This window comes from Paenibacillus sp. PK3_47 (assembly GCF_023520895.1).
GTDB lineage: Bacteria > Bacillota > Bacilli > Paenibacillales > Paenibacillaceae > Paenibacillus_AQ.
This window is the reverse complement of the sequence record NZ_CP026029.1, coordinates 2,206,755-2,222,847: the sequence shown is the minus strand read 5'-3', so window position 1 is coordinate 2,222,847 and position 16,093 is coordinate 2,206,755. Positions and strand designations below refer to the sequence as shown.

Here is a 16,093-nt window from a genome sequence, read left to right as displayed (position 1 = left end):
CCTACATATATGGTAGATGGTTAGCAATTGAGACTACGCTAGCATGGACCTTGGGATCATTCCCGGGGTCCTTTTTTGTTGCTTAATTTATCCGTGGGGTTAACTTTTACCCTTGCTATACGTAGCTGGGAAAACAGAAAAAAAAGTTTTTTTCGTACAAAAGCGTTTACAACATCCATAATTTGGGTAATAAGAGACGTTGGGCCTTATATCTGCCTGGATGCACACTTTATTGAGCTTAGGCGTACGCTTCGGAAGAGAAGGTGTAACCAGCGTAAAAATGAAGTTCATGCCCGGCAAACAAAAATTAGACTTCCGGAGTGAGTTTGCGAGATCCCTTTTATACCGCCTAGGCAGACAAAACTTTTAGGAGGATGAGCAGGAGAATGAAAAAAACTTGGCGTGGTCTTATGACTGGTATTCTCGGTGTCGGCATGTTGTTCGGTTCCCTGGGCAGCGTGTCTGCCGCACCTGTGCCAAAGGATATTCAGGGGCATTGGGCGCAAGGCCAGTTACAGGAGTGGTTAAATAAAGGCTACTTAGGCGGATACCCTGACGGTACCGTAAAACCGAACAAGCCCATTACCCGTGGTGAGTATGTGGCGCTTGTAAACCGGCTGTTTGGCTTTACAGAGACAGCGACGATTAATTTTCAGGATGTCAAAAGCTCCAACTGGGTCTACAGTGAAGTAGCCAAAGCTGTAAAAGCGGGATACATCGGCGGGTACGAAAATAATACCTTCCGTGCATCCAATCCGCTGACCAGACAAGAAGCGGCGGTAATTACCGCTAAAGTCCTTAGATTGAATACAAATACGACGTCCCTTACCTTCAAAGACAACGCGCAGATTGCTGGATGGGCAAAGGGTGCGGTAGCCGCAGCAGCGAACCTGAAAGTGATCAACGGATATCCTGATGGAACCTTTGGTCCGAAGAAGGCACTTACCCGGGCAGAGGCTGTCGGAATTATCGGCAACTCGGTAGTCCATAAGCCTGCAGCGGGTGGCTCGGTGAATCCACTCCCATCTCCAACGGCAACACCTTCCCCGTCAGCAACACCGGCTCCAACGGCAACAGCAACCCCAGCCCCAACCAGTCCGGTAACGGGTGGAGGAAGTGGTGGAGGTAGCGGTGGTGGTGGCGGTGGCGGCGGAATTACTGCTCCATCTGTAAGCAACGTGACTTACGGGCATGTCGGTTCAGTTACAGCAGATGTATATCTTACACCTTCCGTAACGGGATCTGTCTATTATGCTGTGGTACCATACAGCAGCGGTGTTCAAGCTCCTACTGCAGAGCAAATTAAAAACGGCCAGACCAGTACTGGAACACCAGCTGTAAATTACGGCAAGGCCGCTGCGTCTGCCAATACGACGGTATCCTTCTCGGTATATGGCCTGACGCCTGATACTGATTATATAACTTATGTGGCTCTTGCTGATTCATCAGGTAACTGGTCCACAGTGTCCTCCGTCCAGCTGAAGACTGCTCCAGCTACTGCTACTTCGATTAACCGTGTAGCTCCGGGGAATATGGGCACAGTGACAGCCGATGTGTATGTGACCTATGGAACAGAAGGAGGGACATCCGCACCGCTTAGATATGTTGTAGTTCCGGCTAATGCAGCAGATCCGACTGCTGTTCAAATTGCTGCCGGACAAAACAGTCTAGGCGTTCAATTAGCAGCACCCTGGACGGGTCAGATCACACCGGCTCCGGGAATAAGACAGACGCTGAACTTAACCGGACTGACTACCAATGCCGGGTACAAGGTGTATTTTATAACAGGCAGCGGAAGCCATTGGTCACCGGTAGAAATTCTGCGGATTCAGACAAAACAGTCTTAATTTGCTTGAGGATTTAAATTACGCGAAAAAGGTTAATTAATGAGCAATAATGCTGCTGTTATACCTGGTCCGGATAGGGGCATTCCTATGACTCTGTCCGGGCTGTTTTATTCACACGGGATGACAGTTTGTGTTAGCTGAATGTAATGAACATCCTGTTAAAGTTTTTACTTAGCCGTGACAATTTGCTATAATGGAGATGTAAACAAAGGAGGAGTGCCCATGCAATTCAGCATTCGAGGTCAACAAATTGAAGTGACAGACGCTTTGAGAGACTATGTTGATAAGAAACTCAACAAACTTGAAAAGTATTTTGATGCACCCCCTACATCTGAAGGTTTTGTGACGCTTAGTGTGGTCCGCGGCCTTCATACGGTGGAAGTTACCATTCCGCTGGCGGGTGTAACGCTTCGTGCAGAAGATCGCAGCGATGACATGTATGCCTCCATTGATGCTGTTGTGGACAAGCTGGAACGCCAAATCCGGAAGCACAAGACCAAGCTCAATCGTAAATTCCGCCAGGAGGGAAGCCTGAAGACGCTGTTTGTGGAAGGATCTCCTAGTGCTGTAGCCGTAGAGGAACAGGAACCGGATTATGATGATTTGGAAGTGGTGCGCAACAAGCGCTTCACCTTGAAACCGATGGATGTGGAAGAAGCGATTCTGCAAATGAACATGGTTGGACACAATTTCTTTGTATTCTCCAACATTGACACTTCTGAGGTTAGTGTTGTTTACAAACGTAATGACGGCAAGTATGGTCTGATCGAGCAGAACTAGGCCCGAAACCAACAATTCATAGGCTTGGGGCGAGTTGTTCGTATTAGTCTGACGTAGAAAATTAACCGAGCCCCTATTCGCCTGAAGCGAATAGGGCTCTTGTGCGTATATAAAGAGTATAGTTATCACAGTTTGCAAAATAAGGTTGCGGCTGCTTGTATTGCGGCTTCTCTTACAAACTGTTACAATTTATGAAGCAGCGGAATCGAAAACATATATGGCCCTTTCAATTTTGTGGGGATGGGCTCGGTTCCACCATCTGTGTTGCATGAAAGGGGTTAACCATGCTAGGTATTGTGAAGAAAATATTCGGCGACACCAATGAACGGGATGTCAAACGTCTGATGAAGACGGTCGATGTAATTAATGGACTGGAGCCGGATTTTGTGGCTCTTTCGGATGAGGCACTCAAAGCCAAGACAGCAGAATTCCGTGCCCGGATTGAGAAGGGCGAAACCCTGGAAGAACTTCTTCCGGAGGCATTTGCAACCGTACGCGAAGCATCCAAACGGACGCTGGGCATGCGGCATTTTGACGTTCAGCTGGTCGGAGGTATGGCACTGCATGAAGGCCGGATCGCCGAGATGAAGACAGGTGAAGGGAAGACACTGGTAGGAACGCTTCCGGTCTACCTGAACGCTCTGCTGGGCAAAGGTGTGCATGTTGTCACAGTCAATGATTATCTGGCTCAGCGCGACAGTGCGCAAATGGCACAAATCTATAACTTCCTGGACATGACGGTCGGGGTGAACCTGAACGGCATGGATCATGCTCATAAACAAGAGGCTTATGCCTGCGATATTACGTATGGAACCAATAATGAATTCGGTTTTGACTATCTGCGTGACAACATGGTCCTGTATAAGGAACAAATGGTACAACGCCCGCTATATTTCTGTATTATTGACGAAGTGGATTCCATCCTGATCGATGAAGCCCGGACGCCGCTCATTATTTCCGGTCAAGCCGAGAAATCCACTGAACTTTATTATGCAGCAGACCGCTTTGTGAAGAAGCTGACTGCCGAAGAGGATTATACCGTTGATATCAAGGTGAAATCCGTTGCTTTGACCGAGAAGGGCGTAGCTACGGCTGAACGCGCTTTTGGAATTGAGAATTTGTATGACCACAGCCATGTTACCTTGAACCATCACATTGTACAGGCCCTTAAGGCCAATGTTATTATGCGCCGTGATGTGGATTATGTCGTGAATGGCGATGAGGTTGTCATTGTCGATGAATTTACCGGACGCTTGATGGCAGGACGCCGTTACAGCGACGGCCTTCACCAGGCGATTGAAGCGAAGGAAGAGATCGAAGTTCAGAACGAGAGCATGACGCTCGCTACGATCACCTTCCAGAACTACTTCCGTATGTACCGTAAGCTGGGTGGTATGACCGGTACTGCGAAGACGGAAGAAGAAGAATTCAAGAAAATCTATGGCCTGGAGGTTCTGCAGGTTCCAACGAACAAACCGAACCAGCGTGTGGACATGCCGGACGTAGTGTATAAGAGCGAGAACGGTAAATTCAATGCGGTCGTAGCTGAGATTGTAGAACGCCATAAAAAGAATCAGCCGGTACTGGTAGGTACAGTATCCATTGAGAACTCCGAGCTCGTATCCGAAATGCTGAAGCGCAAAGGTGTCAAACACCAGGTACTGAACGCTAAGCATCACGAATCCGAGGCCGAAATTATTTCCCATGCCGGCCAACCAGGAACAGTAACCATTGCCACCAATATGGCAGGACGCGGTACAGACATTATGCTTGGTGAAGGCGTAAGAGATCTAGGTGGTCTGCATATTATCGGTACAGAACGTCACGAATCCCGGCGGATTGATAATCAGCTGCGCGGACGTGCGGGACGCCAAGGTGACCCGGGTTCTACACAGTTCTATCTGTCGCTGGGCGATGAGCTGATGAAGCGCTTCGGTGCAGACAACGTCCTGAACATGATGGACCGTCTCGGATTTGAAGAAGATCAGCCGATCGAGAGCCGGATGATTACCCGTGCCGTTGAATCAGCGCAGAAGCGGGTAGAAGGCAATAACTTTGATATCCGTAAGGTCGTACTGCAGTATGATGACGTCATGAACCAACAGCGCGAAATTATCTACAAGCAGCGCCGTGAAATTCTGGAGTCTGACAATATCAAAGATATCGTAGTAGAAATGATCAAACCTGTTATCGAGCGTGTGGTTCAGGCTCACTGCGTGGATGATATTCCGGAGAACTGGGAGCTGCAGGAGGTTGCTGATTACGTCAACAGCAAGCTGCTGGACGAAGGCGCCCTGACCCGTGATGACCTGTGGGGCAAAGAGGTTGAAGAGATTGTTGAATTCATCTTCGGCCGTGTCATGGAGAAATACGATGCCCGTGAAGCACGCCTTGGCGCTGAGCTGGTGCGTGAATTCGAGAAGGTTATCGTGCTCCGTTCCGTTGACAGCAAGTGGATGGATCATATTGATGCAATGGATCAGCTTCGTCAAGGGATTCACCTTCGTGCTTACGGCGGTACCGATCCGCTCCGCGAATACCAATTCGAGGGCTACGAAATGTTCAATGCCATGACTGCCAGTATTCAGGAAGAAGTGGCTACTTACATTATGAAGGCCCATATCGAAGCGAATCAGGAGCGTCAATCCGTCGTGGAAGAGGACAAAATCTCCACCAACGCCGAACCGGCTGAGAAGCGTCCAGTGCACGTGGAGACCGCGATTGGCCGTAACGACCCTTGCCCTTGCGGAAGCGGCAAGAAGTACAAAAACTGCCACGGCCAAGCTTAATCTATAATGGTCTTTTTTGGTAAAACAGCGAGCAGCCGAAGCTGCTGCGAGCACCTTTTACCGCTATGTTTTGTATGCTGTAAGCAGGGTTATAATGACAATAATAAGCGGCTGGGCCCGGGTACTCCCCGTTTGCGGCCCGGCCGTTTTTTTGGATTTTGAGTAAAATGTAATCAGCAAGCGATGCTGAGGAAATCGTTCTGGAAACTATAGTTCAGGTGTAGCAGCGGAGGGGAAGTTTGGAACTGTAGGAGCGTTAGCGTCCGCCTTTATGTTTGGATTTCTACCGCTGATAGCGGTTTAAATCAGGAAATCGAAACATAACAGCGGCCGGAAGTCCAAACATTCCCTGGAGCGCGGTAATCACCGAACACGTAAGTTTAAAGGAACAATTCGCCAGCGAAGCTTGGCGGATGCCATTGCCGACAAAGTCCAACCAACGCCCGGCGCAATATTTTATTTTGAAAGGTGAAGTGATCTCCATGATCGACGCTAACGTAAAGCAGGACCTGCGTGAAATAAGCAAGAAACTAACCAACCTTAGGGGGTCTCTTTGACTTAGATCTCAAGCAGGAGATGATCTCCAACTTTGAGGAAAAGATGGCCGCCCCCGGCTTCTGGGATGACCCCGAGCAGGCGCAGGGCGTAATCAGCGAGATGAACGCTGTGAAATCCACCGTGGATGCATACGAAAAGCTGCAGCAGGAGTATGATGATGCGGCCATGATGGCGGAGCTTGCCGAAGAAGAAGGCGACGAAGAGCTGGCGAACGAAACGGCCGAATCCATTAAGGCCATTGTCTCGAAAGTGGATGACTTTGAGCTCCAGCTGCTGCTGAGCCAGCCGTATGACAAGCTGAATGCGATTCTGGAGCTGCATCCGGGTGCAGGCGGCACAGAGTCCCAGGACTGGGGGCAAATGCTGCTGCGGATGTATACCCGCTGGGCCGAGAAAAGCGGCTTCAAGGTCGAAGTGCTGGACTATCTGCCGGGTGATGAAGCAGGGATCAAGAGTGTTACGCTGCTGATTAAAGGCTTCAACGCTTACGGTTATCTGAAGGCGGAGAAAGGTGTCCACCGTCTGGTGCGTATTTCACCGTTCGATTCCTCGGGCAGACGTCATACCTCCTTCGTATCGTGTGATGTGGTGCCGGAGATCAATGATGACATCGAGATTGAGATCCGTACGGAGGATCTTAAGATCGACACGTACCGGGCCAGCGGCGCCGGCGGTCAGCATATCAACACCACAGACTCCGCCGTGCGGATTACGCACATTCCGAGCGGGGTGGTCGTTACCTGCCAGAACGAACGTTCACAGATCAAGAACCGGGAGCAGGCGATGAAAATGCTGCGCTCCAAGCTCTACGAACGCAAACTGCAGGAGCAGCAGCAGGAGCTGGATGCGATCCGCGGCGAGCAATCGGATATTGCATGGGGAAGTCAGATCCGCTCCTATGTATTCCATCCCTATAGTATGGTAAAGGATCACCGCACTTCCGTGGAAACAGGGAACGTGGGTGCTGTAATGGATGGCGATATCAATCTGTTTATTGACGGCTATCTGCGCAGCCAGATCAAAACAGAAGTTGAATAACAGAAATATAGATTCCTACGCGTCTTCGGAGGTGTAGGAATTTTTTCGTGGAATGGGACACACTGATCAAATCACATTACAACTCAAGGAGTAGCTATACATGCAAAAAGTCAATTCGCGCAACAAACCGCCGCTGATTCCCCTGAACGGGCCGCTGCGCCATACGGTAGATATCGCCTTAATTCTCATCGGGTCGCTGATTACGGGACTTGGGTTTAACCTCTTTTTTCTGCCGAACCGGATTGCCTCCGGCGGGGTGTCGGGCTTGTCCGTACTCGCTGAGGCCTGGTTTGGCGCTGAGCCGGCGTTCACCCAATGGGCGCTGAATATCCCGCTGTTCATTCTGGGTGTCGTGTTCCTCGGCAAACAGTACGGGATGCGTTCCCTGCTGGGCAGCTTTGTGCTGCCGCTGTTTATCTTTTTGACCAAAGACGGTCCGGTACCGACAACCAACCCGCTGCTTGCTTCCATTTACGGCGGGATAGCGGTAGGACTGGGGCTGGGGCTTGTTTTCCGCGGGCGGGGATCTACAGGCGGGCTTACGATTTTGGCGCAGATTATTCAAAAGATTACCGGGTTCAGCTTCTCGCTCTCTGTCGTGCTGTTGGACGGAACGGTGATTACACTCGCTGCCTTCGTGCTTGGCATGGAGCAGGCGATGTATGCGCTGATCGGTTTATTCGTCACCGGCCGGGTCATTAATGCGCTCGAAATGGGCTTCAGTGTGACCAAGGTTGCGTATATTATTTCCGATTACACGGAAGAAATCTCTCAGGCCATATTAAATGATCTGGACCGCGGGTTGACCAAGTTGAATGCGCAGGGCGGATACACCGGAGATAACCGCACGGTGCTGATGGTGGTCGTCGGACAAAGCGAGATTACGCGGCTGAAAACCATCGTGCGCTCGGTAGATCCGGGTGCGTTCGTTATTATTACCGAGGCCCACGAGGTGCTGGGTGAAGGATTCAAAAGAGAAGCATAGTCTCTCCGTGGAGAGGCTTTGGCTTCTCTTTTTTTTAGCGGACAGAATGGACCAGCCTATTAAATTCCACAAATAAAGTTAACGTAACGTGTTGTATTTATATTAATTGAGTTGTATAATAATACATATTTGCAGGGCGGTATTCATTACATAAAACAGCCGGGGAGTGGGGGAATAACCATGGGAAGCAAGCTGAGAGCGGCGATTGTGGGATCAACGGGTTACGGGGGCGTGGAGCTGATCAGGCTGCTGCAGAACCACCCTGATATAGAGATTACATCGGTCATCTCCTCTTCAAGTGCGGGGGAGCCGATCGAGAGCGGTTTTCCTCATTTGACAGGTATTATCGGGCGGAAGCTGGACGGCGTAGACCCGGCGGAAATTGCCGGCAGAGCTGATGTTGTATTCACGGCCACACCGTCCGGTGTAAGTGCCAAGCTGGTGCCGCAGCTGCTGGAGGCAGGCCTCAAGGTTGTCGACTTGTCCGGTGACTTCAGGCTGAAGGACGGCGCGGAATATGAAGAATGGTATAAGCACCCGGCTCCGCCGGCAGCTTATCTCGAACAGGCGGTCTACGGATTATGTGAGGTGTATGGGGAACGTGCGGCCGGAGTGGATTTTATCTCGAATCCCGGATGTTATCCCACAGCTACGCTGCTCGGGCTGATTCCCGCGCTTAAAGAGGGCTGGATCAAGCCTGACAGTATCATTATTGATGCAAAGTCAGGGGTTTCCGGGGCCGGGCGGGGCACGAGTCTGATGGTGCATTATGCAGAGATCAATGAGAATTTTAAAGCCTATAAAGTCAACAAGCATCAGCATATTCCGGAAATTGAGCAGGTGCTTACAGATATAGCCGGAGAAAAGGTAACCGTAACGTTCACCACCCACCTGGTGCCGATGACCCGGGGCATTATGAGCACAATGTATGCATCACTGAATAGTATTTACAGCGAGCAGGATTTGGTAGACTTGTACCGGAAGTATTACAGCGGCAGACCTTATGTGCGGATTCGTGAAGCAGGTGTGCTCCCGGCAACGAAGGAAGTCAGCGGCTCGAATTATTGTGATATCGGTTTTGCCACAGATGCCCGTACAGGCCGGGTTACTATTGTGTCCGTGATCGATAATGTCGTTAAAGGTGCAGCAGGGCAGGCGATTCAGAACCTGAATTTGATGATGGGATGGGAGGAAACCCGCGGCCTTGGCTACACACCTGTGTATCCGTAAGGCTCAGCGGTCAACAAGGACATGAGCGAACATACAGCTTTTACCGTCGTGGAAGGCGGAAGTATTACTACACCTAAAGGGTTCATCTCGGGAGGGCTGCACTGCGGCCTCAAAAAAACCGACCGAAATGACCTTGCGGCCATCCTCTGCGAGGTGCCGGCGACGGCGGCAGCGGTGTATACGACGAATGTGTTCCAGGCTGCTCCGCTGAAGGTAACGCGGGAGAGTCTGGCGAATGGGATCCTGCAGGCCGTGATCGTGAACAGCGGGAATGCGAATGCCTGCGCCGGAGTTCAGGGCGAAGCGGATGCCTATGAGATGCGTGCCACAGCGGCCCGTTACTTAGGGGTAAATGACCATGATGTGGCTGTCGCTTCGACAGGTGTCATCGGTGAGCTGCTGAAGATGGACTGTGTGCGCAGCGGAATTGCCGGTCTGCCGGAGAAGCTGGATGGCGGGGCTTCCGGTGCGGAGGAATTTTGCCAGGCTATACTGACTACAGATCTGGTCAAAAAAGAATGCTGCGTAAAAGTCACAGTCGACGGCGTAGAGGTTACCATTGCCGGGGCGGCGAAAGGTTCAGGGATGATCCATCCCAATATGGCCACGATGCTGGGCTTTATGACGACAGATGCCGCTATAGACGCTGAGGATTTGCAGAGCCTGCTGCGGACTGCGACGAATACTACTTTTAATATGATTACGGTGGATGGAGATACAAGCACGAATGATATGTTAGTTACGATGGCCAGCGGGCTGGCTGGTAATGAGAAGCTGACACGTTTGCATAGTGACTGGGATGCTTTTGCCGCTGCGTTCACATATGTGTGCCGTCATCTCGCCAAAGCGATTGCCCGGGACGGCGAAGGTGCAACCAAGCTGATTGAGGTGCAGATCTCCGGAGCGGTGCATGATGAAGCTGCAGGAGCGATTGCCAAGACGGTAGTCGGCTCCAGCCTGGTAAAGTCTGCAATTTTTGGAGCGGATGCGAACTGGGGGCGGGTCATTGCCGCTGTAGGGCGCGCTGGAGTTCCGGTATCGCCGGACAATGTGAATATCTCGCTGGGTGACATTGAAGTGCTGCGTGAGTCGCGGCCGGTTGCTTTTGATGAAGAGAAGGCACTGCGTTATTTGCAAAAAAGCGATACCGTGCTGATCAGCGTGGTTTTGTCGGATGGGGACGGAACCGCTACAGCGTGGGGCTGCGACCTCACTTATGATTATGTGCGTATTAATGCTGCTTACCGGACCTGATGGCGGCTGGCATAATTGCATAAGGAGGATATTATAGAGATGAATGATGAACTTATAAAGGGCGGCACAGCAGGCGGGCTGTTTGTCATGAAATGCGGCGGAAGTACGCTGGCTGCGCTGCCGGATTCTTTTTTTGAAGACTTGAGGGACCTGCAGGGCAGCGGTGTCCAGCCTGTGATTGTGCATGGCGGCGGTCCGGCGATTTCCGGCAATCTTGCCAAGCTTGGCATTGAGAGCAGTTTTGTTAATGGACTCAGAGTAACGACCGAAGAAGTACTGGATGTTGTGGAGATGACGCTGGCGGGAAGCATTAATAAGGCGATTGTCCGCAGAATCCAGGGCAGCGGGGGGCAGGCGCTCGGTTTATCCGGTGTGGACGGGAACCTGATTACGGCAAAGCCGGTGGCGAACAGCGCTGAAGTCGGGCTGGTTGGTGAAGTGACGGAAGTAAAAGCTGAGATTGTAAAAGGCATTCTGGATCTCGGCTACATCCCGATTATTGCACCAATTGGCGCGGATGCACAGGGACAGCGTTACAATATTAATGCGGATACTGCGGCCGGGGCAGTGGCTTCTTTTGTAGAGTCGCCTTCCATGATTGTGGTCACGGACGTTCCCGGAATTATGCGGACGATTGATGGGGAAAAGATCGTGCTGCCGTCGGTGACGGTAACTGAGATTGAAGAGCTGATTGACAGCGGTGAAATTTACGGCGGAATGATCCCAAAGGTGCGGGCAGCAATGGACTGCATTCAGGGCAGCGTGTCCGAAGTAGTGATTGTAGACGGCAAGGAGCCTAAGGTGCTCAGCCGGGTGCTGCAGGGTGAAGAGCTGGGGACGAGAATTATCCGTTCATAGAGCGGCTGGTAGAGTTATAGATTTAGCTGGCTAAGCCACCCAGTCCCAAAACAGAAAAATTACAAGTTCAATCTATATAGAATTATTAAAAAGCGCTGACGGAATACCGCAGCAGCATGGTGGGAGAGTGACTAAGAAATGAGTAAGCTTACGCAAGCGGACAAAGATTCTTTGACAGGGGCGGCGCAGGAACGTTCAGCAGGGACAGAGGTTCAGGAGGCTGCTCCTGCCAAGCTGAGTGCGGTATTTCCGTCCTACGCCAGATATGATCTCAGCCTGGTCAAGGGCAAAGGCAGCTGGGTCTGGGATGATCAGGGCAACAAATATCTCGATTTCATGTGCGGTCTGGCCGTAACCAGTCTGGGTCATGCTCCGGAGAAGGTCGGCGAGAAGCTGAAGGCACAGATTGATACGCTGTGGCATGTCTCCAATCTGTTTCATATTCCCGGACAGGACCGGGTGGCGGCGCTGCTTACGGATAACAGCTGTGCGGATCAGGTGTTCTTTTGCAACAGCGGGGCTGAGGCGAATGAGGCGGCAATCAAGCTGGCGCGCCGCTACCACCAGAAGGTGAAGGGCACGGGCCGGTATGAGATTATTACGTTTGAACAGTCCTTTCACGGACGGACACTGGCTACACTGACAGCAACCGGCCAGCAAAAGGTCAAGGAAGGCTTCCTCCCGCTTCCTGAAGGGTTCAAGACCGTTCCGCTGCATGATCTGGATGCGCTTAAGGCTGCAATCTCTGACAACACTGCCGCAATCATGATGGAAATGGTGCTGGCTGAAGGCGGCGTGCTGGAAGTGCAGCAGGAGTTCCTGAATGAAGTAGTTGCGCTGTGCAAAGAGCATGGGCTGCTGCTGATCGTTGACGAAGTGCAGACAGGCATGGGCCGCACAGGCAAGCTGTTTGCGCATCAGCACTACGGCATTGAGCCGGATATTTTCACGCTTGCCAAAGGCGTAGCCAGCGGTTTCCCGGCAGGTGTAATGCTGGGCAAAGGCTACCTGCGTGAAGCGTTCAGCCCCGGCAGCCATGCCAGCACCTTCGGCGGAACTCCGCTGGCCGCAGCGGTGATGGAAGCAACCATCGAGACGATGCTGGAGGATGAACTGCCGCAGCGTGCGGAAGAGATGGGAGAATATCTGCGGGGGTTATTGAGCGATAAGTTGGCAGACACCTCCTTTGTAAAGGAAATCCGCGGCAAAGGCCTGCTGATCGGAATTGAATGTGCTGAGCCGGTAGGCGATATTGTTCTGGCCGGACAGAAGCAGGGGCTATTATTCGTACAGGCCGGACCGAATGTGATTCGTCTGCTGCCTAATCTATATGTGAGCGTCGATGAGATCCACCAGGCGGTGGACATTCTCGTGCAGCTCATTCATACTTATGCTAACAATGGAAACGGGGAGGCAGTTTCATGAGCCAGGGTCTACAGAGCAGTACAGAGCAAATTGCACAGGGTCTGAAGGGCCGTGACCTGCTGGAGCTGAACGATTACAGCCCGGAGGAAATTACTTATTTGATCGAGCTGGCGATTGAGCTGAAACGCAAGCAGAAGAGCGGAGAGGTATACCAGCCGCTGAAGGGGAAGACGATCGGGCTTATTTTTGAAAAGTCCTCGACCCGGACGCGCGTATCCTTCGAAGTCGGCATGTACCAGCTTGGCGGCCATGCCTTGTTCCTCAGTAAAAATGACATCCAGCTCGGACGCGGCGAGACTGTCGGCGATACAGCGCAGGTGATGTCCCGATACCTCGACGGCATTATGATCCGTACGTTCGGTCATGACAAAGTGGAAGAACTGGCTCGCTACGCATCGGTACCGGTGATCAACGGCCTGAGCGATCTGGCCCATCCGTGCCAGGTGCTGGCGGACTACCAGACTGTCTATGAGCACAAAGGCAAGCTGAAGGGTCTTAAGCTGGCGTACATCGGCGATGGCAACAACATGGCCCATTCGCTGCTGATCGGCGGCGCCAAGCTGGGTGTGCATGTCTCTATTGCCGGACCGGAAGGTTATGAGCCGGATACCGCTGTTGTAGCAGAAGCACGCGAGATCGCCAAGGAGACCGGCGCGGAGATCGTTATCACCCGCAGCCCGCAGGAAGCGGTGAAGGATGCGGACGTTATCTACACCGATGTATGGGCGAGCATGGGCTTCGAGGCTGAGCAGCTGGCGCGTGAAGCGGCGTTTAAGGACTATCAGGTCAACGAGGAGCTGGTCAAAGGCGCCAAAAGCGACTACCTGTTCCTGCACTGCCTGCCGGCCCACCGTGAGGAAGAGGTCAGCACCGGCGTGATCGACGGCCCGAACTCGGTCATCTTTGACCAGGCGGAGAACCGCCTGCATGCACAGAAGGCGCTGATGGCGGCTTTGATGGGTTAAAACCAGGCTGCCAGTTGGCTGCTATGGTTATTGTGCGCTATGGCTGCTGAGAAGCGCTGGGCATTTGACCGCTGCTCTACTTTTGACTATCGGTTGGTGAGCGCAGTCTTTCGCGGCTGACGTTCTGCTGCTCTACTGTTGCGATCGGCGATTGTTGGGTGTGAATTTTCTGGCAAAGAACGGCTGCCTTCACTCAACCCGCAGCGTTTATGCAGGATTAACTTGCCAGCTAATTGACTGCTGCTCTGCCTCTTCTATTGGCGATTCTTAAGCGCAGCTTCTTCGGTGGCTAACGGACCGAGGATCCCTTATTTCCCTCAAAAGTAACTTTTCAGCCAGCTAACGGACCCTGGTTCCGTTATTCAGGTGATTTCACCCTGAAGATGCCTGTTTCCAGCAGAATAAGAGAACTACGGTCCGTTAGCGCGGCGAATTGCATCTCTAAGGGCAAATAACGGATCTACGGTCCGTTAGAGTTCGCGAGCGTAGTTTGTGAACTTGATTCGTGGGTTTTAGAAGTAACCTTTTTATCGTCAATGCCAAATTGCATTTGGCATAAGTGCGACAAACGACCACGTTACTTGTTCTCCATAGGATGTAATTTCAACGAAGGGGCCTTGTCGTCATCCCTTACTCAAGTGGGCGCACGCAGCTAAATGTGTCATTTGCAGTCGCAGTTTATACATCCAAAGTACATTACTTGTTTGTTTGTGTTACGCCTTATTCAGCGAACCTGCAATGAATTGGCAAGGCCCCGTCTGCACTTATACTATATAAAACACTATATAGGATGAACTTAGGTACGAACGTTAAAATTTCGGTGCGAAGCAACGGAGTGAAGTTTGGAACTGCAGGAGCGATAGCGTCCGCCTTTATAATCGGATTTCTCCCGCCGTCTGCGAGCTTGAAATTATGGAAATCTGATTATAACAGCGGCCGGAAGTCCAAACATTCACGCAGCTTGCGCCCAGGCACCGGAATTCGGCCCTTAACTAAGTTCCATCCTATACCCCCAAACGAAAGGAAGTCACACCCCATGCCAAAAGAAAAAATCGTACTCGCCTATTCCGGCGGGCTGGATACCTCAGTCATCCTGAAATGGCTGAAAGAAACTTATGATGCGGAAATCATCGCTTTTACAGCGGACATCGGCCAGAAGGAAGAATTGGACGGCCTGGAGGAAAAAGCACTGGCCACCGGCGCATCCAAGGTCTACATAGACGATCTGCGCGACGAGTTCGCGAATGACTTCATCTACCCGATGTTCCAGGCGGGCGCTTTGTATGAAGGCCAATACCTGCTCGGCACCAGCATTGCCCGTCCGCTGATCGCTAAGCGTATGGTAGACATCGCTATCGCTGAGGGCGCCACAGCCATTGCCCACGGCGCGACTGGTAAAGGCAACGACCAGGTGCGCTTTGAGCTGAATGCAGCGGCACTGTCACCAAGCATCAAGGTCATTGCACCTTGGCGTCTGGAAGAGTTCCGCAACCAGTTCCCGGGCCGGGCCGAGATGATTGCCTATGCCGAAGCGAACGGGATTCCGGTTCAAGCCTCGGCAGCGAAGCCGTATTCCATGGACCGCAACCTGCTGCACATCAGCTATGAGAGCGGCGTGCTGGAGGATCCTTGGTTTGATCCGAGTGCACCGGAGAACAAAGGGATGTTCCTGCTCAGCAACGCGCCGGAGGATGCTCCGGATGAAGCGGAATATCTGGAGCTGGAATTCCTGAAGGGCAACTGTGTCGCGCTGAACGGTGAACCTCTGACTCCGCTGGAAGTTATGGAGAGGCTGAATGAGCTCGGCGGCAAGCACGGCATCGGACGCGTGGATATGGTGGAGAACCGTTTTGTCGGCATGAAGAGCCGCGGCGTATACGAGACACCGGGCGGTACCATCCTGTTCACTGCTCACCGCAAAATGGAGTCCATCACCATGGACCGTGAAGTCATGAATCTGCGCGACAGCCTGATTACCCGTTACAGCACACTGGTGTATAACGGCTTCTGGTTTGCACCTGAGCGTCTGGCGCTGCAGGCACTGGTGGAGGAGAGCCAGAAGAACGTAACCGGTACGGTGCGTGTGAAGCTCTACAAAGGCAACATCATCGGTGCCGGCGTGAAGAGTCCGGTCAGCCTGTACAATCCGGATATCGCGACTATGGAAGCCGATCCGACCCAGGCTTATGACCAGGGGGATGCGACAGGCTTTATCCGTCTCAACGCCCTGCGTCTGAAGGTCTCGGCAGGTGTGGCGGAGTCGAACAAATAAAAGCTTTAACCGCTCGGCGGTTGTATAACCATAAAGCATACCATATAAACGGACATCCGAAGGCCGTTCCTCCCGTCTGGACAGGAGCGGCC

At 52.1% G+C, this 16,093-nt stretch carries 11 protein-coding genes; all 11 read left to right on the top strand.

What is annotated here, in order from left to right; genetic code table 11:
- Window positions 1–386: 386 nt before the first annotated feature.
- Entirely contained in the window at window positions 387–1,847 is a 1,461-nt protein-coding gene (locus tag C2I18_RS10020; RefSeq protein WP_249901042.1) for an S-layer homology domain-containing protein, read from the top strand.
- A gap of 222 nt (window positions 1,848–2,069) precedes the next feature.
- Entirely contained in the window at window positions 2,070–2,627 is a 558-nt protein-coding gene (gene hpf / locus C2I18_RS10015) for a ribosome hibernation-promoting factor, HPF/YfiA family (protein WP_249901041.1), read from the top strand.
- A gap of 284 nt (window positions 2,628–2,911) precedes the next feature.
- The gene (secA, locus tag C2I18_RS10010) at window positions 2,912–5,416 is read left to right on the top strand and encodes a preprotein translocase subunit SecA (protein WP_249901040.1); all 2,505 of its coding nucleotides are present in this window, start codon (window positions 2,912–2,914) and stop codon (window positions 5,414–5,416) included.
- A gap of 482 nt (window positions 5,417–5,898) precedes the next feature.
- Window positions 5,899–7,012, top strand: a protein-coding gene (gene prfB, locus C2I18_RS10005) for a peptide chain release factor 2 (RefSeq protein ID WP_249902066.1) whose coding sequence is annotated in 2 segments (ribosomal slippage) — window positions 5,899–5,970 and window positions 5,972–7,012 — 1,113 coding nt in all. Because the reading frame shifts where the segments join, the coding sequence is not laid out codon by codon here.
- Between the two features lie 100 nt (window positions 7,013–7,112).
- Entirely contained in the window at window positions 7,113–7,997 is an 885-nt protein-coding gene (locus tag C2I18_RS10000) for a YitT family protein (RefSeq protein WP_249901039.1), read from the top strand.
- 180 nt (window positions 7,998–8,177) lie between these two features.
- On the top strand, window positions 8,178–9,227 hold the full coding sequence (argC, locus tag C2I18_RS09995; RefSeq protein WP_249901038.1) for an N-acetyl-gamma-glutamyl-phosphate reductase: 1,050 nt from the start codon (window positions 8,178–8,180) through the stop codon (window positions 9,225–9,227).
- Between the two features lie 21 nt (window positions 9,228–9,248).
- The gene (gene argJ, locus C2I18_RS09990) at window positions 9,249–10,481 is read left to right on the top strand and encodes a bifunctional glutamate N-acetyltransferase/amino-acid acetyltransferase ArgJ (RefSeq protein ID WP_249901037.1); all 1,233 of its coding nucleotides are present in this window, start codon (window positions 9,249–9,251) and stop codon (window positions 10,479–10,481) included.
- 39 nt (window positions 10,482–10,520) lie between these two features.
- Window positions 10,521–11,339, top strand: a complete 819-nt coding sequence (argB, locus tag C2I18_RS09985; RefSeq protein WP_249901036.1) for an acetylglutamate kinase — start codon at window positions 10,521–10,523, stop codon at window positions 11,337–11,339.
- 138 nt (window positions 11,340–11,477) lie between these two features.
- Window positions 11,478–12,764, top strand: a complete 1,287-nt coding sequence (locus C2I18_RS09980; protein ID WP_249901035.1) for an aspartate aminotransferase family protein — start codon at window positions 11,478–11,480, stop codon at window positions 12,762–12,764.
- Complete coding sequence (argF, locus tag C2I18_RS09975; protein WP_249901034.1) at window positions 12,761–13,729, top strand: ornithine carbamoyltransferase; 969 nt, start codon at window positions 12,761–12,763, stop codon at window positions 13,727–13,729. Before C2I18_RS09980 ends, argF begins: the two co-directional genes overlap by 4 nt.
- 1,036 nt (window positions 13,730–14,765) lie before the next feature.
- On the top strand, window positions 14,766–16,001 hold the full coding sequence (locus C2I18_RS09970) for an argininosuccinate synthase (protein WP_249901033.1): 1,236 nt from the start codon (window positions 14,766–14,768) through the stop codon (window positions 15,999–16,001).
- Window positions 16,002–16,093 lie beyond the last annotated feature (92 nt).

Bases quoted from the DNA above. Each gene is read 5' to 3' on its own strand.
- C2I18_RS10020 (WP_249901042.1), top strand. From the start codon at position 387: ATGAAAAAAACTTGGCGTGGTCTTATGACTGGTATTCTCGGTGTCGGC.
- hpf (WP_249901041.1), top strand. From the start codon at position 2,070: ATGCAATTCAGCATTCGAGGTCAACAAATTGAAGTGACAGACGCTTTG.
- secA (WP_249901040.1), top strand. From the start codon at position 2,912: ATGCTAGGTATTGTGAAGAAAATATTCGGCGACACCAATGAACGGGAT.
- C2I18_RS10000 (WP_249901039.1), top strand. From the start codon at position 7,113: ATGCAAAAAGTCAATTCGCGCAACAAACCGCCGCTGATTCCCCTGAAC.
- argC (WP_249901038.1), top strand. From the start codon at position 8,178: ATGGGAAGCAAGCTGAGAGCGGCGATTGTGGGATCAACGGGTTACGGG.
- argJ (WP_249901037.1), top strand. From the start codon at position 9,249: ATGAGCGAACATACAGCTTTTACCGTCGTGGAAGGCGGAAGTATTACT.
- argB (WP_249901036.1), top strand. From the start codon at position 10,521: ATGAATGATGAACTTATAAAGGGCGGCACAGCAGGCGGGCTGTTTGTC.
- C2I18_RS09980 (WP_249901035.1), top strand. From the start codon at position 11,478: ATGAGTAAGCTTACGCAAGCGGACAAAGATTCTTTGACAGGGGCGGCG.
- argF (WP_249901034.1), top strand. From the start codon at position 12,761: ATGAGCCAGGGTCTACAGAGCAGTACAGAGCAAATTGCACAGGGTCTG.
- C2I18_RS09970 (WP_249901033.1), top strand. From the start codon at position 14,766: ATGCCAAAAGAAAAAATCGTACTCGCCTATTCCGGCGGGCTGGATACC.